At 63.6% G+C, this 23093-nt stretch carries 13 protein-coding genes; 9 read left to right on the top strand and 4 right to left on the bottom strand.

Annotated elements, in window-relative coordinates; genetic code table 11:
- On the top strand, positions 1–217 hold a 217-nt coding region (locus tag BGC09_RS23140), incomplete at its 5' end, for a hypothetical protein (protein WP_218104075.1).
- A gap of 101 nt (positions 218–318) precedes the next feature.
- On the opposite strand, the gene BGC09_RS16315 is transcribed toward BGC09_RS23140, so the two are convergent.
- The 3 genes from BGC09_RS16315 to BGC09_RS16305 form a co-directional block, all read right to left on the bottom strand.
- Positions 319–3711, bottom strand: coding sequence for a DUF499 family protein (locus BGC09_RS16315; protein ID WP_069805283.1), 3393 nt, complete (start codon positions 3709–3711; stop codon positions 319–321).
- Between the two features lie 165 nt (positions 3712–3876).
- Positions 3877–7011, bottom strand: coding sequence for a DUF1156 domain-containing protein (locus tag BGC09_RS16310; RefSeq protein WP_069805281.1), 3135 nt, complete (start codon positions 7009–7011; stop codon positions 3877–3879).
- A 57-nt stretch (positions 7012–7068) separates the two neighbouring features.
- Complete coding sequence (locus tag BGC09_RS16305) at positions 7069–10677, bottom strand: helicase-related protein (RefSeq protein WP_069805279.1); 3609 nt, start codon at positions 10675–10677, stop codon at positions 7069–7071.
- Positions 10678–11147: 470 nt separating this feature from the next.
- On the opposite strand from BGC09_RS16305, the gene BGC09_RS16300 reads away from it, so the two are divergent.
- From BGC09_RS16300 to BGC09_RS16265, 8 genes are all read left to right on the top strand, one after another.
- A complete protein-coding gene (locus BGC09_RS16300; RefSeq protein WP_069805277.1) occupies positions 11148–12077 on the top strand; it encodes a GtrA family protein in 930 nt (309 codons plus the stop codon).
- 32 nt (positions 12078–12109) lie between these two features.
- A complete protein-coding gene (locus BGC09_RS16295; RefSeq protein ID WP_218104074.1) occupies positions 12110–14509 on the top strand; it encodes a glycosyltransferase family 39 protein in 2400 nt (799 codons plus the stop codon).
- 529 nt (positions 14510–15038) lie between these two features.
- On the top strand, positions 15039–16499 hold the full coding sequence (locus BGC09_RS16290) for a pectate lyase family protein (protein WP_069805275.1): 1461 nt from the start codon (positions 15039–15041) through the stop codon (positions 16497–16499).
- A gap of 964 nt (positions 16500–17463) precedes the next feature.
- Positions 17464–17868: a hypothetical protein gene (locus tag BGC09_RS22955; protein WP_176728952.1), complete on the top strand. Its 405-nt coding sequence runs from the start codon at positions 17464–17466 to the stop codon at positions 17866–17868.
- Positions 17816–18901: an FAD:protein FMN transferase gene (locus tag BGC09_RS16280; protein WP_069805271.1), complete on the top strand. Its 1086-nt coding sequence runs from the start codon at positions 17816–17818 to the stop codon at positions 18899–18901. The genes BGC09_RS22955 and BGC09_RS16280 overlap by 53 nt, the downstream gene beginning before the upstream one ends.
- A 127-nt stretch (positions 18902–19028) precedes the next feature.
- Positions 19029–19790, top strand: a complete 762-nt coding sequence (locus tag BGC09_RS16275; RefSeq protein WP_069805270.1) for a ferric reductase-like transmembrane domain-containing protein — start codon at positions 19029–19031, stop codon at positions 19788–19790.
- Positions 19791–20053: 263 nt separating this feature from the next.
- Positions 20054–20944, top strand: a complete 891-nt coding sequence (locus BGC09_RS16270) for a hypothetical protein (protein WP_141727823.1) — start codon at positions 20054–20056, stop codon at positions 20942–20944.
- 127 nt (positions 20945–21071) lie between these two features.
- A complete protein-coding gene (locus BGC09_RS16265; protein WP_069805266.1) occupies positions 21072–21665 on the top strand; it encodes a hypothetical protein in 594 nt (197 codons plus the stop codon).
- 21 nt (positions 21666–21686) lie between these two features.
- Here the strand turns inward: BGC09_RS16265 and BGC09_RS16260 are convergent, their stop codons facing one another.
- A complete protein-coding gene (locus BGC09_RS16260) occupies positions 21687–22928 on the bottom strand; it encodes a potassium/proton antiporter (protein WP_069805264.1) in 1242 nt (413 codons plus the stop codon).
- Positions 22929–23093: the final 165 nt, after the last annotated feature.

Below are 23093 nucleotides of genomic sequence, written 5' to 3'. Positions count from 1 at the left end.
AGAGGATACTGAAAGGGGCATTATTGAGGTCAGGAGTAGGATAGGTTACCCCCGTGGCAGGGGACTCGATCCGCTAGAGGATACTGAAAGGGGCATTATTGAGGTCAGGAGTAGGATAGGTTACCCCCGTGGCAGGGGACTCGATCCGCTTGTGGATACTGAAAGGTGGATACTGAAAGAAGGAGAGGAGGAGGGGAGGAAAAGCGTCCAGCAATAAAACATGAGCGCCGGGCATGCCACCCGGCGCTCACTCTGCTTCTCTGCTCTCCTTACTCAGCAGATGGCAACGAGCAAAAGGAAAAGATCCATCCTCCATACTCAGGCAGAAGAAGAGCGCAACCTCAAGCCAGGTGCCACCTCGCCCAACACAGCATTCAAACGCTGCAAGGCCTCCCCCGTCACACGGCTGGCCGGCTCAACTTCGATCCCAACCTGAAGACGCAGAGTAAGATTGTAGTCCCCACAGATCTTAAACAGCTCGCCAACTACCTCAGCCAAATTCTGAAGCTCGCCGCTCTCAAGCGTCGCCTCCGCGCGCAGCGGCAACACATAAGCCGTGGGCTGCTCACGCGCGGCGCTCACACCTGCCGCCCCCATGAGCGTGCTCTGCAGGCCAGCCACCACTACCGGCTCCTGGCGCGTCACCACAATCTTGACCGCCCGCGCCCCCGCATAGTCACACGGCCAGGGACCTGAGTCGACGCTGCGCTCCAGCAGACGCTGCTGAAAAGCATCCTCAATGACCGCCCGCACCGTCAGCCAGGGCAAGGGCACACCCAGACGCCTGGCCAACGCATCAGCGATCTCCCGCGCCGTCGTCTGCTCACCACGCCAGGCCTCCGGCAGCCGCTCAGGCAGAATCTCACTGGCCGCCAACGGCTCCGGCGGGCGCCTCAGACGTGCCCCCTCGCTCAACAGCACATCCTCAGCCACCTCCTCCCCCAAAAAGCTGCTCTGCCCGCTCAATAACCAGAGCTGTCGCCCCCGCACCGCCTCGCGCACCGCCTGCCTGATCACCCGCGGCTCAGCCTGCGGAATGGCCAACAGCTCACTGTAACCATCGCGCGGCTCATGGACGACTTGACCGCCGCCAAAGTAGATAGAGAGCCGACTGAGAGACAGCTCCTCACCCTCCCACAGCTCTGGCAACACCCCAGGCTGCAACAGCTCAGGCGCCAGCTCTGTCAGACTGGCCGCCTCGGGCAAGACCACCTCTAGCGCCGGATCGCGCAGCACCTCCTCATCGGGACGCTGCCGCCAGAAGGTGCGATAGCTGCGATCGGGCCGCGGCTGACGAAAAACAAAGCGTCCCTGCAGACAGCCATTGATCAGGGTCTGCCTGATGGCCTGGCGGTCGACAATACGCGGCAGGTGCACGAACTGGGCGAAGGCCTCCAGCACATCCTTGTAACGCCGCGCGCTCTCGCCCGGACGCCATAGCTCATAGGGGCCGCCCGGCAGCAGAGCCTCTGCCTCGATCGGCTGCTCCGAGATGCGCACACGCTCATCAGCCTTGAGCGAGGCGTACAGATTGCTCTCGGTGAGCTTGATCTGAAATGCCTCCGCCTCGTTGTTGACCGAGAGCGCCACCACAATGCAGTAGCTCTCGCGCACCAGCTCCTTGAGGCGCGTCTCGCTCTCTTTCTTCTCGCGTTCCAGCAGCGCCTGGCGATTGCTGTCGACCTCCTGCTCTTCGCGCTTGAGTCGCTCCTCAACGTCGAGCCAGCCCAGATAGCTGCGCAGGGCCTCGCGGGCACCATCCAGCCCGCGCGTGTAGGGAGCTACCACGATGACGGCGTTGCGATAGACGCGCGGCGCTTCGGGACCGCTCTTCTCGTTCAGGATGCGCAGGGCCAGCTCCGAGGGATGCCCGGGACGGCAGGCCCCTTCTGGCCCCAGGATGACCAGATGTAGATCACCGTCGTCATCTACATCGCGCGGCTCCCGGGCAAGCTTGTGCACGCGCGGCGGATGCCGCTCGCCACTGGTCGAGAAGAGATAGCGACACTCCTCGATTTCACGGCGCAGATGGTGCTCGACAGCCTCGGGACTGATGTTCTGACAGGCATCGTGGTGCATCTGACGCAGGTTGGGTCGCGCCCCCAGACGCCAGACCTTGGGCAGCTCCTGGCCCTCCTCGTCCAGTTTCTCTCTCTCATGCCAGGTGCTCTCGTCGAGAAACCAGGAGACCTCGGTCCACTGCTTCAGGGCCTGCGTCAGAGCAATGCGATCGGGACTCATCTGGCCGATGAGGCGCAGCAGCTCATGCAGGTTGGCATCTTTGCCCACGGGCTGCGAGTGCAGGAAGGTGGCAAAAACCGCCTGCTCGACCTCGCGAAAGTGCCGCAATGAGGGAAAGGAGCGCTGGATCTGGCGCGCCTTCTCTAGCTCGCTCTCCAGGATCGCACTCCAGGCCTGGCGTCGGCCCTCGTACGATTCGTTTTCGGCGGTGGTGGCCAGCTCGTGGGCGACTTCCGAGAGGCCGCTGCCGTTGGGCGGGCCAATGAAGGCATTGGCGGAGACCAGCGGGCAGGGGTCCCAGCGGGCGGCGTCGCGCAAGGCCAGGGCAAAGTTGCGCAGCGTGCCGCGCGTACCCTGGAAGGTCTGCAGGTCGGTCCATTTGCCGTAGAAGAGGTCGATGAGATCGGGATGAAAGGGATAGCTGTTGACAATGCGCTCCTCAAGTTCGTGACGATGCCTGGCAACCTCTTCGACAAGGGAGGCGATGCCGTTGACGGCAAAGATGGCCTGGGGACGGAAAAGGTCGCGGTTGCGGATGGAGTCGGGAGTGAAGAAGCGCCGGCGCAGCACCTCGGCAAGGTCCTCTTTTTCGACCGGCTGGAAAACCGGCTCGCGCTGGCGTCCGAGGATTTCTTGTAGCTCGTTGCTCAGCTCGCGCCCTAGCTCGTCGCGCTTGCGCGGGTCGCTGGCCAGCAGCGAGACGACGACGGCGCAGGTGGGCACCTTGTTGGCGGCCTGCGTCAAATATTGGAAAAAGTCGCTCATGCGCCAGCGCCAGACAGGATCAAGGCCGACCTTCTCTCGGACATAGATGAGGACCTCGTCCATGAGAACCAGGGTGGCATCTCCCTGGCGGGCCGGCAGCGAAAGGAGGTTGGCAAGCAGCTCCTCCGCCGGCGGCGTCTCGCGCTCCGCGTCCTGGTCCTCGCCGTGGATCAGGCGCAGCCCTTCGCTGCCGGCGAGCTGGTAGGCGAGGATGCTCCAGGGATGGCGCAATCGACGTCGCTCGCCACCAGGTCCCGGGATCTCCAGGCCCTTCTCTGGGTCAAGCTTGTCGAAGGCCAGCACGGCGATGCGCGCCCGCGGCAGGGCGCTCAGACCGATGGCTGCCAGAAATTCTTCGACGGCGGGCAGCTTGGGAAGCCTCTCGGGCCGACGAGCCAGGTGATAGAGGGTGATGAGGGTGTGGGTCTTGCCGCCGCCGTAGTATAGCTCGAGCTGGTAGACAGCACGATCGCTGCGCCCGGCCAGGCGCTGCATGACTTCCCGCGCCAGACGGCGCATGTTGGCCGTGGGATAGGTGAAGGAGAAGAATTCGTCCGGCTCGCGGTAGAGCGAGTTGCCTCGCTGCATGACGACGTCATAGAGGTCGGCGGCAAAGCTGGCCAGGCTGAGGTCGCCACTCAGCAGTTCGTCGCGCAGGCGCACGATCCCATGCCAGGGATGCCACCGGTGTGTACTGGTGCTCATAGATTCCTCTCTCCCTCTTCTTTGCCTGTCTTGCTCGTACATCTCCTCCAATCAGGGTACTTTCTCCTGGGGCTGACTGAGGCCAGCCTGCCCGCTCCGGCCTGGCCCACTGCGGCGATCGGAGCAGGAGCAGGTCGGGCGGCAGGTCAGGAAAGTGCGGCTGCCCTATTCTGGCCTGCTGCGGGATGGAACAGAGGGCCTTGCCTGGACCTGGCTGAATGGCAGGCTCTGGTTCGGCAAGCCTTTGCGCTGGTCGAGATAGTTGCTGATGCTCTCCAGCAGGGAGCGCTCATCGCTGCTCTCGGCGGCCAGCTCGATGAGGGCCTGCAGCAGGGCACGGAAGAGCGGCTTGTGGTCGAGCATCTGGTGGTCGAGGTAGTCGTTGACGGGGCGGACGTCGCCGGCCTTCCACAGGTGCATGAGATGATGGACCTGGTCGATGAGCGGGGGTGGCTCGTCGTCTTTGCCGTTGACGCTCTGGCCGAGGTGCGGCTGACGACGCTGCTGCCAACTTTTGAGGCGCAGGTTGCTGCCGCTGCTCTCACCTGATCTCCCGTTGACCTCCTCGGCGCCCTCGTCCTCCTCCTCGTCGTCCTCGTCGGGGGTGCTGCCGTTGCTGGCGCTGGCTGGGGTGCCGCGGCTGAGCAGGTCGTAGCGCTGCACGAGGTCGCGATCGCTGAGGCCGCAGGACATGGCGTAGAGGATGCAGACGCCGCTGGGTACCGGCTCGAAGCCGAAGCTATAGCGGTGCAACAGGTAGTAGGCGGTGAGGTCGTCCAGCTCGCTGATGCTGTCCCCGCTCTGGCTGAGGACGCGCCCAACCATGAAGTCGACGACGATGCGCCGGACGTGGCGCAGGAATTCGCTGATGTTCATGAGCTGGCCCGGCTGGTCGGCTTTTTTGACAACCGGGTAGCGGCTGTAGATTTCGAGGGCCGCGCCGGTGGCCGACCAGATGAAGTCGGGGCCGCGAATGCCGACGTCCCAGAAGTGGCGCAGGCGCTCAGTGATGTTCTGGCGCATCTCGGCAAGGACGGTCTTGTCCCAGCCGGGGCGCGTGCTCTCGGGCCGCCGCCGGCAGACCAGCCAGATGGAGGAGGCCAGAGCGGCGGAGGAGAGGGCGCGTGTGCGGTTGCTCATCTCGGTCTGAATGGGCCAGCTGGCCTCGACGACGAAACCGGCGCGGATGAGGGCCGCGACCAGGGTCTCCCAGGCGTCAGGCTGCTTGTGGGCGAAGACGATGACCAGGCGCCCATCGGGGCGTAGGGCGCGGTAGCAGGCCTGGAAGGCGCGGTACATGCCATCTTCGTAGGCGGCCCGCGAGTGCTGACGGTCGCCGCCGAAGCGGCTGGCGTCGTCGATCAGCTCGCCGTCGTTGCGCTCATGATCCCACTTAGGGGCTAGCGGCGCGGCAAAGACGGCGTCGATCTCGGGGCTGAGGCCGTGCAGGCTGCGCCGCAGCCAGACGTAGAAGAAGTCCATCAGGTCGGAGTAGGGGATGGCGTCGTAGTAGGGAGGATCTGTTAAAATCAGGTCAACTGGCTCGACTGAGACGGTGAGAGCTGACTGGCACAAGACACGTGGCTGCGGGGAGCCTGTTGCTGCGCGCAAGAGATGCTCTAAGACGTCACTGACCCATGTAAGGCAGGCCCGATAGTTACCTGTAGAATTGGAGATCGGATTAAGCTCTGCGTAGTCCCAACTGATTGGCAGAGAGAAGCGCACAAAGACGTGGCTCATCTTCTCCCCGCTCACATGCCACGTACAGAGTGCCGCCCCATAATCAGCCAGCTTATCAATCGCCAGCGCCAGATAGGCGCTGATGGCCTCCACCCAGTGCGGTGGGTAGCCCAGGGCGCGTAGCTCCTCGCGTGCGGCGCGCGTCTCGCGTACGAAGGTCCCCAGGGCCAGCAACTGGCGCGGAGTAAAGAGCTGATGCCAGCGCGAGAAGCCGTAGCCATCCACCGAAAAAGCACGGCTGGCCCCCGGGCCACCGCGGGGCAAAGGCTCCTCTGGCAGACCGAAAGGGATCGCCGCAAACAGGGCCGGCAGCGCGTCAGCCGCCTCCTCGGCGGCGCGGCGCTCCTCCTCCGTCGGCAAGCGATACTCCTTCCCCTGCTTGCCCTCGACGATCACCGCCGTCAGCACTGTTCCCAGGCGGCCCGCCATCCCCTCGAAGCGGATATCCTCCATCTTGATCACCGTCCCGCAGCAGGGGCAGGTCACCCCTGTGCGCGACATCGTCCCCCCGCCCACGCGGCGCTCAAAAGCCCGGCGCTCCTGGGCCGTCCCCGTCGGCAGCGGCACATCCTCCCAGATCTCGAAGACCACGCCTGTCCGCTCAGCGTTTGGCTCCATCTTGAGCGCCACCCGTTTCTTCCCCGTCCTGGCCAGCCAGCGCGTCTTGAGCAGCGGCACCGTCGCCCGGCAATTCTTGCAGCGCATCGTTCGCGCCCACAGGTAAGCCACCGTCGGCCTGTCATCGACCGTCGGATAGTAGCCTGCCAGCACCGCCCGCGCACGCTGCAGCACCCACTCGCCCCAGGCACGCACATGCCAGGCCGCCTCGGCCTCCAGACTCACAGCGACCTGCAGACCAGTTAACTCATGCTGTCGTGGCGACTCCTCCGCTTCTGCTCCCTCGCCTGCTCCATTCACTCCCAGCTGCCTTAGCGCCGCCTCCAGCCTCGTTCCCTTCAGGCCCTGAGCCTTCAGATAAGCCTCCATAAAAGGGCGCCAGCCCAGCACAAAATCCGGCAGCCGGCGCCGCTCCCCGGCCAGGTGCCAGGGATATTCCAGCGTGCACTTCAACAGAAACCAGGCCACCGGATTCAGATCGATGGCCGTCACCTCGCAGCCCAGGCGCATGGCCTCCAGCGGAATAGCCCCACCGCCAGCGAACGGATCAAGCACCCGCGGCGCCCGCCCGCCGAGAGCCGCCCGAATCTCCTGGCGAAACGGCTCCAGCGCCTCATCCGTCTCCCGTCCCCAGTGCAGGACCCCCCCCTCAGTCTCCTCCTGATGCTCCAGACGACGCGCCCCCTGCCGCTGGCGCTGGCGCGTCGGATCTTTCACTCGTCCGGCAATGCGCTGCAACAACTGGCGCCGCTGCTGCTCCGACTCCGGGGCCGGCAGCAAAGCCGTCAGCAGGGCCGCGCGACAGGCCGCCAGGGGACGGCGCGCCGGCCAGATATGCAACGTTGACAGATGCCCGTGGCGCACATTCTTCTCATGCACCGCATCAAGAGACGTCTGCTTCAAAGGGAAATCGACCTCAATCAGGCGACGCTCCTCATGCATAACCATATTCCTTAACAGCGATATACTGGGGAAAGAAATACCATAGGAGCAAGCAGCTCACTCCTCGGCGGCGCGCTGAATATCCGTCGGCGAAAAGAGCACCCCGCCCTTTGGATAGGCGGTCAGCTTCGCGTGCGGATTCTGAACGCGCCGCAGCACCGGAGCCAGCTTCTCACATTCGAAAACGCAATATAACCAATATTTTGCACCCAGATTCTGCGCGCGCCGATACTCATTTTCCGTCATCTCAATCGGGCCAGTCCCGACACGCCCCTTCACCTCGATCGCCCGCTCCTCGCCCGAAGGGCGCCGCGAGAGCAAATCGAAGCCCGGCCAGGACTCCAGCCCGGCGGCCCGCGCCTTCTCCGGCGTCGACACATCCCACACCAGCGCCCCACGCTCCTCCTCATACGCGCGTGCCACCCGCATCGCCATCTCCTCCACCGCTGCCGCATAGCGCTGCTCATCCTCGGGATCAGTCGAAGGCAGGACCAGCGCCTGCGCCAGCAGACTCACCTCGCTCAGCGCCAACAGCTCCGGCTCACGGCTCAGCGTTGCCAGAGCTGCCGCCCGCCTCTGCTGCAGCGACTGCTGTAGAGCCTTCACGCGCGTCAGCTCCCCCTTCGCCCGCCCATCACCGGCCTGAACCTTCTCATACAAGCGCCGGCGCCGCTCGGCCAGCTCCCCCTCCTGATAGGTAAAAGCCCGCTCCAAAAACGCACGCCGCTCCCTCACTGTTCCCAGCAGCGCTTCCCGCCGCTCGGCCAGCAAGCGGCCACCGATCGTCTCGCGCACAAAGGTCAGCGCCCGCGCCGTCAACTCCGACCAGCGCGGTCCCAGCTGCTGCAGCACCTGTCGCGCCCGCGCTTGCTGCTCGCCTCCACCGGCGCGCAAGAGCAGCAGCTGCTCCGCCGGGCACTGCCTGAGCGTCCCATCCTCCTCCTGACAAAGTCCGACCAGCGTCACCTGCACCAGCTCGGGGTGCTGCAACGCCCGCAGTCCCGGCTCAGCCTCGCGCCGCACCGCCAGGCGCAACAGCGAGAAGACATACGGACGGCGCGCCATCGGATCAACAAAGACCGCCCCGCGCCCGGCCTCCTCACCATAGCGCCCCCAGAGCAGATCACGCAGCCGATCAAAGAGCGGCTCGCCTGGATAGAGAAAGATCGCCTCCTCATTAGCGCGCGGCGGAGTCACCGTCAGACGCGCCCGGCAGCGCGGCGGATAGCGCTCCAGAGCTGGCTCCAACCAGGTCAGCGCCCCCGGAGTCTGCTCATGCAGGGCGAACGTCCCATCGCCATGCTCCTCGATCCTCAACCCGAGGAGGGGCGCCGCCCGCTCCACGAAGGCCCGCACATAGCCCGGCAGCACCCGACGATAGCCCTCGCGCTCCAGCTCCTGACGCAGACGTGGCAGCTCTCGCCTGACCGCATCGGCCCCCGGCTCCGCACTCAGCCCATAGTGGCGACGCTCCTCCTCCTGCGCGGCGCGCACCCGCTGGGCCGTCAGCGACTCCTCCAGACGCCGCCCGATCTCCTCCGTCTCCTCCGCCGGCCCCAGCACCACACGCTCCATATACTCGCGCAGCGACACACCCTCAAGCAGGCGCCCAATCACATCGAAGACCTTATCGCTGCCCAGCTCCTGACGGATCGCCTCCAACTTCTCCAGCAGGCGCTCCATCACATAGCCCTCGCGCGTATTGCCAGCCACCAGATTGATAATGTAAACCGAATCGTGGCGCTGGCCATAGCGATGGATGCGCCCCATGCGCTGCTCCAGACGGGCCGGATTCCAGGGCAGATCGTAGTTCACCAGCAGCCAGGCCACCTGCAGATTGACCCCCTCGCCGGCGGCATCCGTCGCCAGCAAATAGCGCGCCCCGCCCTCGGCCAGCGGCCTGCGGAAAAACGCCACCGCCTGCTCGCGCTCCGTATAGGTCATCCCACCGTGGATCAGCGCCAGCTGGCCCGTAAAGCCCAGCGCCTCCAGACGCCCCTGCAAAAACACCAGCGTATCGCGATGCTCCGTAAAAATAATCAACTTCTCGCCAGCGAAACGCGGATCGCGCAACACCTCGCGCAGCTTCTCAAACTTCGCCTCCGCCCCCTGCTCATAGACCCGACGAGCCTGCTGCAGCAGGCCGGCCACCTGAGCGCGCTCCGCCTCCAACTCCTGCAGCGACGCAGCCAGCACCAGTTGCAGGATCTCCTGCTCCACCCGCTCGTGCTCCTCCTCACCCGCCACACTCTCCTCCTCATCGGCGGTCTTCGTCTCCAGCGGATCGCTCAGGCGAGAGGAAGCCGCCTGAACCTGAAGCTGATGCAGGCGCGAGAGCGGCAGCTCGCCCTGGCGCACCTGGGCGATCAACTCATCGAGGCGCCTCAGCCGTCGCTCCAGCGAGCGCAGCAGAGCATAGGTCGAACTGGCCAGACGACGCTGAAAAACGCTCATCGCCAGACGGGCCGCCTCACGATTCAAAAGGAGCGCGCGGTTATAGGTCGTGCGAATATAGGCGGTCGTGGCCTCATATAACTCCTGCTCGGCGGGACTCAGCTTGTAGCGCAGCGTCGTCGCGATGCGCGGCGGATAAAGCGGGCGCCCATCGAGCGTCACCAGCTCCTCCTTCACGCGGCGCAGGAAATAGCGCCGGCGTGCCTGGGCCGGAAACTGCTCGAAAGCCTGGCGCGTCGAAAGCAGCTCTGGCTCCAACAAGCGCCACAGACAATAATAGGGGTCAGCCTTCCCCATATGGGGCGTCGCCGTCAACAACAACACATGATGGCAGCTCCACGACAGCGACCAGCGCGCGTCATCCGTGGGAATGCCAGCCAGGGCCTCAGCCAGGCGATAGCGCTCCGTCGCGCGCAGGCGCCCATCGCTATCGTAGCTCGCACTCAGCTTATGGGCCTCATCGAAGACCACCAGATCGTATGGCTCGACCTCCGGCTCCTGCAGCCGCCGAAAGAGGCGCTCGCCCGCCAGCGTATCGACGCTCACAATCAGCAGATCGCTCGCCGGCCCCACAAAAGGATTGCCCTCGCGCGCCTCGCTGCCCAACACGATGCGGAACGGCAGATTAAACAGCGAGCGCAGCTCGTGCTGCCAGTTGCCAACCAGGCCCGCCGGCGGCACGATCAAGACACGCCCAATCAGGCGGCGACTGAGCATCTCGCGGATATACAGGCCAGTCATAATCGTTTTCCCCGCCCCGGCGTCGTCCGCCAGCAGAAAGCGCAGGCGCGGCTGCAGCAGCATATGCTCATAGACGGCCATGCGCTGATGGGGCAAAGGATCAATGAGCGAGACCTCAGCAGCAAAGGTCGGATTCAGCAGAAAAGCGTACGAGAGGCGCTCACCCTCCACCACCGCCCGCACCACCTCGGGATCAGCGCCGAAATCGGGCGGCCCTGCTCGCCAGGAAACACCCTGCTCCCAAGCGGCTAGGACTTTTGGGGAAGAGATGGGAGCTGCCAACCCGGTCAGCGACTCAACGCCCTCGGCTGGCGGTTTGGGGTGGCTACCCTCTTGGGGATGTTGCACAAGATCAATATGAGAAGCTGGCCACTGGGCCTGCTCCTCCTCGTGAGGCCGGTGTCGACGGGGCGGCTGCTCGGATGGAGGAAAGGCTACCGGGTCTGAAGGATCACTACCCGAACCACTCAAAGGAAATTGCTCCTTAGCGGACCTGACGCACATCGCAACCGTGATGCCTGTCGCCAATTGTACTATATCGGCATCGCTAGATCAAGTCGACAAAACAGGGCATCTTGGGCGGAGCAGGGCCCGGCGCGCAAGCAGCAGACAGCGGGAGCGAGGGGCTTCCGCCACCGTTCATTGGAAAATTCTCATCTTTCTCCAATCTTTTTTCAAAGAAAGACCCCTATGCTAAAGGCAACGGGCAGGCCCTGAGAACGGGCATCGGTAGAGTAGAGAGGCGACCGGGCGGGAGCAGGCCCATCTAGAGTCATCCATCGTTGGAGCAACTCGCCGAAGGGTTCTGGCAATAGATGATGCAGGAACAGCAACGGAGCGAACATGCGAAGACCGCATCAGACATAGAGCATTCAACAGAAAACAGCAGAGTAAAGCACACGAAGTAGAGAACAACCGAATGAGAAAGAGGAGAGACAGCATTGATTCTGCTAGAACGGCCAGCCGGTGAACCAGCCAGCGGCTCTGCTCGGGGAAAACGCAGTCTGGCGCGACGCACAGAAAGCGCTAGCGACGCACCTGAGCCACAACCCGTTATGACACGGCAAGCGCACCTGAGCCAGGGCCAGTTGCAGTCGCGGCATGCCCAGCAATCGCAGCGCATCCTGCGGCCTACGAAGCTCTATCGGCTCAGCCTGCCGGAGCCGGGGCTGGCCATCTCCCTGGCCCTCGTACCGACCGGCCAGGACGAGGCCCTCATTGCCAGCCTGGTCGAGCAGGGGCAGCCGGGTCTGAATGGACCGAACACCGGGCAGACTGACCCAGATCAGAGCAAGCAGGTTGTGGCAGCTGAGTCCGATGGAAAGCAGCGGCGAGCGAGTTGGAACCCTGGCCAGCTCCTGCGCTTCGCAGTCACTGGAGGACTCAACACCCTGGTTGATATCCTGGTTCTCAACGCCCTGGTCTGGCTCTTAGCCATCAGAAGCACGCCACTGCTGCTGGCCTGCAACATCGTCGCCTACTGCGCTGGAGCCATCAACAGCTTTATTCTCAACAAATACTGGACTTTTGGCCAGCGTGAGCCAATCGCGAGCGGCGAACTCTGGCGCTTTGCCCTCATCACCATCAGCGGCAGCCTCTGGAGCAGTGGCATTCTCTGGCTGGCCGGCCTGGCCCTGCAGCACGTCCTGGTCAACCCGGCCCTCTGGACCAACGCCGCCAAAGTCGTAGCCATCGGTGGCACCGCCCTCATCTCCTATCTTGGCCTGCGGCTCTGGGTCTTTGTCCAGCGTCGGCCTGCACAAAGAGCGGCGGGACAGCATCTTGCATCCGAGCAACAGCCTTCCCCCCAAAGGGGGCCATCGCCTGCCGAAGGGAGCATCCTGACATCAGAAACACCGCACGTCCATTAAACTCTGTCGAGGAGGAAAGGACCCGAAACGCTATGATGGAAACACCGACCCCGGCTCCGACTCCGGCCCTGCCAGAGATCGAGCAGCCGCTGGCCGCTGACACAACGCCACCATCGACCACAACGTGGGACTGGCCACCGCTCTGGCGGCGCCTCGCCTTAGCGGCCATCGCCCTGCTTTCGGTTTTTCTCAACTTCTACCAGCTCGGAGCCAACGGCTTTGGCAACCTCTACTACGCCGCGGGCGTGCGCAGCATGCTCGATAACTGGCACAACTTTTTCTTCGTCTCCTTTGATCCTGGTGGTTTCGTCACCATCGACAAACCGCCCCTGGGCTTCTGGCTGCAGGTTGCCAGCGCCAAAATCTTCGGCTTCACGGCCTTCAGCGTTCTGCTGCCCCAGGCCCTGGCGGGTGTCCTCTCCGTTCTGCTGCTCTACTATCTTGTGCAGCGACATTTTGGCACCACCGCCGGCCTGCTAGCAGCCCTGGCTCTGGCCATCAGCCCCATCAGTGTCGTCACCAACCGGAACAACACCATCGATAGCACACTGGTCTTTGTCATGCTGCTCGGCGCCTGGGCCGTCATGCGGGCTGCCGAGACAGGGAAACTGCGCTGGCTGCTGCTCTGCGCTCTCTTTGTCGGCTTAGGCTTCAACATCAAGATGCTCGAAGCCTACCTCGTTGTGCCAGCCTACGGCCTGCTCTACCTGCTGGCTGCCCCACGGCGCATGTGGGTGCGCATCGGTCATCTGGCCCTGGCCGCCGTGCTCATGCTGGCCGTTTCCTTATCCTGGGCCCTGGCCGTCGACCTGACCCCGGCCTCAGCCCGTCCGTACGTCGGCTCCAGCCAGGACAACTCTGAGATCAGCCTGGCCCTGGGCTACAACGGTATTCAGCGTCTCCTTGGGCAATTTGGCTTTGGGCCGGGCGCGCGCAGCAATATGAGACCTCCAAGCTTTGAGCGGAACGGTGGCAATAGCTCCAGTAGTAGTAGTGGTGGCTCATCGAATCGCAGCGGTACTAATGGCAATGCCGCTACACCGCCTGCGAACGGCTACTTCCAGCCAGGCGGGCAACCACCTGCGGGCACTGAAGAGGGGCCCTCACAGAGCAGCACCCCCTCGTCTCAAGGGGCGACGCCGGGCAATGGTCCAAACAACGGAACAGGCAACACGAATAGCGGTAACGGGAGCAGCAACGGCCCAACCACCACTCCTGCAGGCAACCCCGGCCCTGATAATCAGTACGTAATTAACAATGTGGGGCAGCCGCCAGAGGGCCAGGGAGGCGGCATGTTTGGCACCGGCACGCCCGGCCCTTTCCGCCTCTTCGACGAGCCGCTGGGAGGCCAGATTGTCTGGCTGCTGCCGCTAGCCCTGCTCGCTATCGTGGCTATTGCCTGGCAGCGACGCCCACGCTTCCGAGGGGACCCCGAGCAACAAGGGCTGATCCTCTGGGGCGTCTGGCTGCTGACGACTGCAGTCTTCTTCTCGATGGCGGGCTTCTTCCATCAGTACTACCTGACCACTATGGCCCCGGCGGTCTCTGCCCTCTTCGGCATTGGTGTGGTGGTCATGTGGCACGACTATCGTCGTCGTGGCTGGCGCGGCTGGCTGCTGCCGCTGGCCTTGCTCCTGACAGCTCTAGAGCAGCTCCACATCATCACCAGTAATCCGGCCTGGGGCACCTGGCTGATCCCCCTGATCGCCGTCCCCTGCGCTCTGGCTGCCCTCATCCTCTTCATGGCGCGCTTCGTGCCCTTCCTGCGCGAGCGCGTGCAAGTGCTGGTGCCGGCCCTGGTCGTGGCGCTCGTCGCCTTGCAGCTCACGCCAGCGGTCTGGTCCTTCATCCCTGTCCTGCGCGGCGAAGCCGCCAGCCTTCCAACGGCTGGCCCGGGCAACCAGTTTGGCGGCCTGGGAACCGGCGGCTTCAGGGCCTTCAATGGAGCGGGCAACAGCAGCGCTGGCGATCGCCCCTCCTCTGGAAACTTTGAGCGGGGTGCCGCTGGGCAGAACGGCCAGCGTCCCAATGGGGCCGGCGGTGAAGGTCTCAGCGCCAATACGGCCCTCATTAACTACCTCCAGGCTCATCGCAACGGCGCCAAGTACCTGGTTGCCGTCATGAGTTCCAACGAGGCTGAATCGATCATTCTGGCCACCAACCAGCCGGTAATGGCGATGGGTGGCTTCTCTGGCTCCGATCCAATTCTGACGCCGGCCAAGCTGGCTCAGCTGGTGGAGAGCGGCCAGGTGCGCTTCTTCCTGATCAATGGCGCTGGCGGGGGTGGCCCTGGTGGTGGTCAGAGTGCGCTGATTAGCTGGATCACCCAGCACTGCAAGCAGGTGCCGACCAGCGCCTGGCAATCCGCCAGCACAGGCGGCAATGGTGGCTTCGGCGGCGGCACCCAGCTCTACGAATACACCGGCAGCTAAACGAAGCAGACACCCAGCGAGACGGGGCCACCGGCCCCTCCTGCGTGCGGGCGCCCGCGTCCCGTCTCGCGCTCCCTTTGACCTGTCCTGTCCTACCTTGTTCCTACCAGCGGGCGGGTCGGCTCCCCTGCTCATCCAGAGCAGCAGCCGACCCGCTCTGCGTGCTGCCCTTCGCTCCCCTCTTGCCCCACCCGACGCAATTACTATCGATGGTACTTTCTGGTATGCTCTGATAATAGATGAGTTATGGCCAATGAAGCAAGCTGAGAACCGGTTTCACGCGATAAACGTCTCTGTCCAGCCCGCCCGCTGTAGCAGGAGAAGCGGCCAGAATATTGACGCCAGCCCAATGATCTGGTATTGTGAAACTGCACATTTGATATGATCTATGCTGTAGCACAAGGGCGAGAGCCTCATTGCTGTAAGTAACCGCGGTGCTCGTTTCTTTCGATTGATCGCCCTGATAGCGTCCTGTGCTGCAGCCGCAAGAGGAGGACCCTCAGTCGAAGCATCAAGGAGGAATGTGCGCATGAAGCGAATCGGAAGCAGGAAGCTATTATGGGTCATTGTCCTGACGCTGCTCGTCCTCGTCGGAGGCGGGCTAGCCCTCATACCCGTGTTCTTGGGGACACACACGGCGGCGGCGGCCCCCGTTGATCAGCTTGTTGGCTATGGAGCCGGCACCACTGGTGGCGCCGGCGGTAGCGTGACCACCGTCAGCACGCTTTCTGCTCTGCAAAACGCTGTCAAAGGTTCCTCGCCCAAGATCGTCTACGTTAGCGGCACGATCACGGGCGACACCGATGTCGATGTTGGCTCCAACACCAGCATCATCGGTGTGGGTTCCACGGCCTCGCTGGTCGGCATCAGCCTCTCGCTCAAGGATGTGAGCAACGTGATCATTCGCAACTTGAGCATCTCCTTTGTGCGCGCCGATGGCAACACCAGCGGGGATGCCATCCATATCGAGCACTCGCAGCATGTCTGGGTCGATCACAACAACCTCTTCTCGGACATGGACCACGGCAAAGACTACTACGATGGTCTGGTCGACATCACTCACGCCTCCGACTACATCACAGTCTCCTGGAACCGCCTGCACGACCACTACAAGGTCTCGCTGGTGGGCCACTCTGACTCGAATGCCTCGGAGGACACTGGTCATCTCCATGTGACCTACCATCACAACTGGTTCTATAGTGTTAATTCGCGCCTGCCCAGCCTGCGCTTTGGCACTGGCCACATCTACAACAACTACTACCAGAACGTAGATGGCAGCGCCATCCATTCGCGCATGGGCGCCCAGGTGCTGGTTGAGAACAACGTCTTTCGTAACGTCGATGTTGCCCTGACGACGACCGGCGATAGCCCCCAGGATGGCTTCGCCAATGCTCGCGGCAACGACTACGGCGGGGCGACGGTCGACATTACCCAGGTCGGAACCTTTACAACGGCTCCCTACAATTACACCCTTGATCCGGTCAGCGACCTCATCAATGAGGTGACGACCTACTCCGGGGTGGGTATCGTGAGCGGTAACGGTTCCAGCGGCGGTGCGACGCCGACCCCGACGCCAACCGCCAGCGCGACGCGCACGCCAACACCGACGCCAACGGCAGCAGCGACGCGCACACCGACGCCGACCCCGACGGCATCCGCTGGCACGAGCTGCCGCGTGAGCTATACGGTGACGGCTCAGTGGCCGGGTGGCTTCACCGCCAGTCTGACGATCACCAACACGGGAACGACAGCCTGGAACGGTTGGCGGCTGACCTTCACTTTCCCGTCCGGGCAGGCGGTAACCCAGGGCTGGAATGGGACTTTCAGCCAGTCGGGCAGCACGGTGACGGTGACCAACGCTTCCTATAACGGCAGCGTGGCAGCCGGTGCAAGTGTCAGCCCGGCCCCCGGTTTCAATGGCACCTGGACTACAGCCAATGCGAATCCGACGTCCTTCAGCGTTAACGGCGTGAGCTGCAGCCTGGCCTGACTACCTTCCTGCCAGTCTGTGGCCCATCCTGGAGTTAACGCTCCTTCCTCTGGGCGGCCTGGTCCCGGTCCAGGTTGCCACAGGGGCCACTGCAGCATGGCGTCCGTCCGGCGTAGGCAGGGCGGTGCCGTTGCCGCCTGGCAGGGCCTTCAGTTGCGAGCAACCACATCGGTAGAGCTGCCCCCGAACCGGTGTGGCCTCTCTTTCCTGCTTTTCTTCTGGCTTACGGCGCTGGGCCTGATCCCAGCCGCCTGGCGTTCTCTGGCGCTTGCGCGCGTCAGAGACTTCTCCTGTCTGGACGGCTCTCTCCTGGCAGCGAGCGAGAGAGTTCTCATGTTCTTCCAATGCAATTCTCATCGTGGCGTGGCATAGCTAAGGATGAATCAGTGAGAGCGAGGAGAGGCTGAGCAGAGCAATGGGCCTCTCTCAGAAAAAGTCGCTGAGCCGAGGGCCTGAGTAAGAAGCTTCTCATCTTTCTCCAATGAAAGCCTAAGAAACGCCTGATAAGCTAGAGGTTGTCAAGTCTGATGCTCTACTTTCGCGAGGGGCTCTACACACGAGAGGTGAAACCATGCACGATGAGAGAAGAGAACGAAATACCGCCGCGGGCACTGGCAGCGCCGGCGACTCCTATGGCGGCTATGGAGCTTCTGGCTCCTACCGATCCAATGCAACCTATGGCGGAGCCTATCCCTCTTCGAGCGATGCTCGTGGAGAGAATCCTTATAGATCCTCCGCTCCCTACGCCTATCCTCCCTACGGCTCTTACGGCCCAGGCAACACCCCGGGAACCGGGTGGGAGACCGTGCCCATACCTGCGACCACTCATTCCTGGCATCAACCGTTCTCGCCCCGGAGCGGGCCGGGCTCCGAAAAGCTCCCGTCGCCAGCGACCTGGCCGCCGGGAGCAGCCGCCACGCCGGCAGGTGCGTCATCGCGCCAGAAGCAGAAGAAAGGGGTTAGCATGCCCAAAGAGCAGGCGAGGCGCCTGGCCCAGCGACTGAAGCGCTGGGCTGTGGCCCTGGCCGTAGCGGGCTTCGGCACCTTTAGCGCTCTGGTGGCATTCCACCAGGCCAGTGCCACTGCCTCCTCATCGTCGTCGTCTGGCTCGCAATCTCAGATCAGCACGCCAGCCAGCGGCAATAGCTCGTCGTCGTCATCATCATCGTCATCGTCGACCAATGCCAGCAGCAGCGGCAGCGGGGCCAGCTCATCCTCATCGAGCTCGTCTTCTTCGCCATCTTCCAGCTCCTCGGCGGGCAGCAGCTCATCTCAAGATGGCAACGGCTTCTTCAATCAGCAAGGAGGGGATAACTTTGGCAGCCAGCCAACTTTCGGACAGGGCCACAGCGGCAGCGGCGTCTCCTGAGTCTGCTGAGGCGCCGTATGTGACGCCGCCGGGGATGGTACGTGGCAGCTTCCAGGCGATGGGCACCACTGTCAGCTACCTGCTTCCCGTAGAAGGAAGCGAGCAGGGTGTCGAGCTGATTGCTGACCTTTTTGCCCGCTGGGAAGCGATTTTGAGCCGCTTCCGCCCCCAGGGCGAACTGACGCATCTCAATCGCCATGCTGGCCAGTGGGTAGCGGTGAGCGAACTGCTCTATGTGGTACTCACGCGAGCTCTGGAAGCTGCAGCCGCCAGCGACGGCCTCTATGATCCGACGCTGCTGCCACAGCTCCTGCACCTGGGCTACGATCGCAGCTTTGAGCTTCTGGAGCAGGCGAGGGAGACGGCTCCTGCTGAGCAAGCGGAGAGGAGCAGCAGCCGCAGTCTGGGCGGCGAAGCAGGAGAGAGCTGGTCTGGTGGGGCCTGGCGCCACATTGAGGTCGACCCGGTGACGCGGCGGGTGCGCCTGCCGACTGGGGTGCAGCTGGACTTTGGCGGCATTGCAAAAGGGATGGCCGTCGATACAGCTCTAGGAGCGTTGCGTCGACGGGGTCTGGTACCGGCCCTGGTCAACGCCGGCGGCGACCTGGCCGTTGCTGGTCTGCCTCCCGACGGCGAACACTGGGCCATTGCCATTCCGGGACGACGTGGCGGCTGGACCATTCCCCTGCGCCGTGGAGCTGTGGCCACCTCGGGAATTGCCCGCCGTCGCTGGTGGCGGGACGGTATCCTGCGCCATCACCTGCTGGACCCGCGCACGGGCCTGCCCGTCGCCAACGGACTCTGGTCGGTGACTGTTGCTGCCGATCGCTGTGAGCAGGCCGAGGTGGCCGCCAAAGTGGCGTTCATTCTCGGCCCCGAAGAAGGCCCGGCCTTCCTGCGCCGCCACGGTCTGGCTGGCCTCTTCGTTCACGAAGATGGAGGCTGGCAGAGCGTCGCCTCCTGGCCGACTCATCTTATGGCCGCCTGGCAAGAGGGAGCCGGGCAGCGAGCAGCGGAACAAAGGAAGCCATAGCCAGCCCGGGATATGGGCAGGGCAGCGCATCGATGAAGAGAGCCGTTGCTCATCGGCAGATCTGATGGATGGAGAAGAAGAAAAAAGGCGAGTAGTCGCCGCTCTATGTAAAAGGAAGAGAAGGTCTATGGCAACAATCTGGCAGAGTGTGACCTGGAATGTGGCGCGGGCGGGCGGTCTGACGGCCTACCTCCTGCTGACGCTGGCGGTCTGCGCCGGGCTGGCGCTCTCGGCGCAGCTACAATCGCCGGCGCGCTGGCCGCGATTGCTGAACAATGAGCTGCACAATTTTCTGACCTTGCTGGCGACCATCTTTGTCGGCCTCCATATTCTGGCCGTCTGGGTTGACCCCTTTACGCATTTCGGCTGGAACGAGATCCTGATCCCTCTGGCCAGCCACTATCGGCCCATCTGGATGGCGTTGGGCATCTGCGCCCTCTACCTGGGGATCGCCATCGGCATCAGCACCCTGCTGCGTCCCCATATCGGCTATCGCTGGTGGCGCCGACTGCACCTGCTCACCTTGCTGCTCTTCGGCCTGGCCACCCTGCACGGGCTGGGCAGCGGCAGTGACACCCAAAGCTGGTGGGCGCTGGCCCTCTATGGTGGCAGCCTGTGGGCGGTGGGCTGGCTGCTCTGGCGGCGGGTGCAGGTCGCGCGGCGCACAAAGCAAGAGCGAGTCCAGCTTCAAGCACGGCTACAGGCCCAGCAGGCTCAGACGCGACCGGGACCAGCTCAGGCAATGGCCCCACGCCAGTTTCAGCGGCCAGGAGTATGGGGAACTACCGGTACCGGCGCTGTAAGGCCGCCAACCCAGGGCGGAGCCGCTGCTCCTCCTGCGGAGCTGTGGCGGGCGCCCCAGCCATCGCAGCCCTTGCGTCGCTACTAAATCTACATCGACAGGCATGTGTTGTGCGAGGGCCAGGGCCAGGTCGCCCTCCATTTTGCTCCTGCCCTCCCCGACCGGCTTGCACAGGCAGCATCAGCAGAGACGCTGCCTGCCTGGCCTGGCCCGCGTTCCCATTCCTTATACGTTGACAGAACCGTCGCCCCTTGTTACACTCGCTGGTAGAGGGGAGGGCCAGACCCCTGATCTGGCCCGGCAGAGCAACGAGGAAGCGCGTCAGCGGAGAAAAAGAAGGGCCAGGGCCAGTGATGCAGCCTGATCCAGCGCGAGTGACCAGAAATGACAGTGGCCTGCGCCTGCTGGCCGGCCTCATGCTGATTGTCGTTCCTGTCAGCTGTGGCCTGGTTGTCCTTTCTTCAGCCTACCTCAGCCCGCTAGTTCCCAAACTGGCTCTCGCCAATGCGCAGCAGGTCACTTTCTTCCTCCTCCTCGCCCTCTGCATTCAGCTAGTCGGAGCCAGTGCCTCGCTCGGCTCCTACGTCGTAGCCCTGCTCATCACGGTGGCCTTCTATCTGGCGGCTCTGCAGGCCATCCTCGTCTCCCAGAGCTGGCCCCTTTTTGTCTGCCCGCTGGCCTTCGTCCTGCTCAGCCGCTGGTCCGCAGCGGCGGCCCCGCAGGCTGCCAGAGTCGTGGGGGACAGCTTCAGAGCCGTCTGTCTGGTGGCCGTACTCGTCATGACCATGCTGGCCGACCTGCTGGAGCGCTGGTGGCAGCCTCCACTGGTGAGCCTCCTGCTCGGCATCCCGACCATCCTGCTGGTCTGGCGTCTCCCGCGGCTGGAAGACGACAGGCGCCTGGCCATTACGCGCGTCATCGTGCAGACCACGACCCTCCTGGTGGTCCTCTCGTTGCTGGTGGGCCTGGGGCAGCTCCTTGGCCTGCCACCTGGCCTGGTAGCCCTCTTCTGCTGCTATCTAAGTACCGTTGGAGGTACTCCTATCCTCAGCACCCGTGATCGTCTTGGCCTCTGGCTCACCCTGGTCCTGCTCCTCCTCTGCTGCTCCTACTACCTTGCCAGCGCCACCGTTCCCGACTCGCTCAGCTGGACCCTGACCCTCGGCAGCCTGGCTTGCCTGCTGGGGGCCATACTCGCCCTCTGGCTGCTGCCGCGACAGCGCAGGCCGGCGCGACCATAATCCTCTCTGATTGTGCTGCGCGCCAGCCGACGTTAACGGGAACCTTCGACCTCCGACCAGCGTCCTGCTTGTAGGGCCTCGTTGACAGCGAGCAATCATGCACCGACAGAGAGGGGGAAGAAGGCACATGCCTCTCAATAGAGGAAGCACTCTCGGGCCACGCTGGCGGCATACCCGCCTCCTGCTACTGGTCGGCCTGCTTATTCTCCTCAACGCTTGCGCTGGGAGGAGTAGTGCAGCGGGCGGTGGGCAAGGCACAGGGCGGCTGGCCATTTCATGGGCCGAATTCTACCGTGACCTGGGTAGCCTGAAGCGGGCCTCTGCCCTGGCGGTCGAAGGAACCATCGTCGCCATTGACTCCCAGACCGTCGAAGATGGCGTTCCCTTCACCGACTTCCGTTTGCGTGTCAGCCGCCTCCTCTACAATCCGCGATACCTGCTGCAAGGAGATGGCCAAGGGAGCGAACTGATCATCCATCAGACCGGCGGTCTTCTCAACGGGGAGCAAATTTCTGTCCAGGATGATCCGCTCTTCCAGATCGGTGAAGGGGCTATCCTCTTTCTGCGCCCGTTTCGTCCCGGGCACTACCTGGTTGTCGGTGGCCCCAGCGGTCGTTTTCGCCTCCACGACGGGCTGGTCACTCCCATCACCGACGAAGGCATCAGGCTCAACTGGCCCCTGACCGAAGAAGAGTTCAAAGCGGCCCTTGACCGGGCCTGAAGCGGGCAGGCCGGACACGACCTAGTCCGGGACTGACGGAGAAGCCTCGGACGCGGGAGCGCCTGGAGCTGAAGCCAGAGCCGGTCGGGCCACACCCAACCAGCGTGCCACCAGTGGCACCGTTGTGCCCTGCAACAGTACTGAGGCCAGCACCACGAAAAAGACCAGGTCGAAGAGCAGTTCCGCCCGAGGCAGCCCTGCCAGCAAAGGAAAGGTTGCCAGCACGATCGGCACCGCCCCGCGCAGGCCCACCCAGGCCACAAAGAGCTTCTCTCGCAGCGGCATACGCCGCAGGGGCAGCAGCGCCAGCAAGACCGCCAGCGGACGAGCCACAAGGACGCTCACCAGCGTAATCAGCATACCGGCGAGGGCCACCGCAGGCAAACGCGACGGGAAGACCAGCAGACCCAGAATCAGAAACATGGCAATCTGCATCAGCCAGGCCAGACTATCGTGGAAGCGTCCGATGCGCTCAATGCCTTCCACCCGGCTATTGCCCAGCAGCAGCCCGACCAGATAAACGGCCAGGAAGCCGCTGCCGCCCAACAGCGCCGTAACCGCGTAAGTAAAGAGCGCCAGCGCGATCGTCAGCACCCGATAGAGGCCCTCGACATCGAGATGCAGCCGGACGATCAGCCAAACGGCCAGTCGTCCGATCACCAGTCCCAGCGCCAGGCCGATCCCCATCTGCTGCACAAAGAGCAACAGGACACTGAGAGGCGAGGTCTCCGGCTCGCTCAGGAGACGGATCAGGCCGAGCGTCAAAAAGACCGCCATTGGATCGTTTGTGCCCGACTCCAGCTCTAGGAGCGGGAGCAATTGGCCACTGAGGCGCAGATTGCGCGCCGCCAGCACGCTGAAGACTGCCGCCGCGTCGGTCGCCGAGATCAAGGCGCCTAACAAGAGGCCCTCCAGGGGCGATGCGTGGAGCAGCCAGACGGCGAACAGGGCCACCACAAGAGCGCTCAGCAGCACGCCGAGCGTCGAGAGCAACAGAGCGCCGCCGAGGGCGGGGCGCACCGCCGACCAGCGCGTCTCCAATCCCCCGGCGAAGAGAATCAGCACTAAGGCCACGATGCCCACCGCCTGCGCCAGCTGAGCATCGTCGAAATAGATCCCGCCCGGACCATCCGAGCCGGCGAGCATTCCCAGGCCCAGAAAGAGCAACAGCGCCGGAATTCCCAGCTTCCCGGCAATCTTCCAGGCCAGCACACTCAACAGTAACAGCAGCGATGCAATCAGCAGCGCGCTCTCAAAATGCATCAGCTCCTCCCTCCTGGCACCGCACTTGCCGTCTTGCCAGGGCAGCGATCGTCTCGGCAAGGCGGCCTCTCTGCCTGCTTCTCTCTTTTACGATAGCAGCAGCAGCAACCCTGGCGCAAGACAACAGAGCTGAGCTAGAGCGCTGTCAGTGGGTGAGTGAGTGGG

The organism is Thermogemmatispora onikobensis (assembly GCF_001748285.1).
Lineage (GTDB): Bacteria > Chloroflexota > Ktedonobacteria > Ktedonobacterales > Ktedonobacteraceae > Thermogemmatispora > Thermogemmatispora onikobensis.
This window is presented reverse-complemented; position numbering and strand designations above follow the sequence as displayed.

Coding starts and splice junctions, on each gene's coding strand:
- BGC09_RS16315 (WP_069805283.1), bottom strand. CDS start 3,711: ATGAGCACCAGTACACACCGGTGGCATCCCTGGCATGGGATCGTGCGC.
- BGC09_RS16310 (WP_069805281.1), bottom strand. CDS start 7,011: ATGCATGAGGAGCGTCGCCTGATTGAGGTCGATTTCCCTTTGAAGCAG.
- BGC09_RS16295 (WP_218104074.1), top strand. CDS start 12,110: ATGATGGAAACACCGACCCCGGCTCCGACTCCGGCCCTGCCAGAGATC.
- BGC09_RS16290 (WP_069805275.1), top strand. CDS start 15,039: ATGAAGCGAATCGGAAGCAGGAAGCTATTATGGGTCATTGTCCTGACG.
- BGC09_RS22955 (WP_176728952.1), top strand. CDS start 17,464: ATGCCCAAAGAGCAGGCGAGGCGCCTGGCCCAGCGACTGAAGCGCTGG.
- BGC09_RS16275 (WP_069805270.1), top strand. CDS start 19,029: ATGGCAACAATCTGGCAGAGTGTGACCTGGAATGTGGCGCGGGCGGGC.
- BGC09_RS16265 (WP_069805266.1), top strand. CDS start 21,072: ATGCCTCTCAATAGAGGAAGCACTCTCGGGCCACGCTGGCGGCATACC.
- BGC09_RS16260 (WP_069805264.1), bottom strand. CDS start 22,928: ATGCATTTTGAGAGCGCGCTGCTGATTGCATCGCTGCTGTTACTGTTG.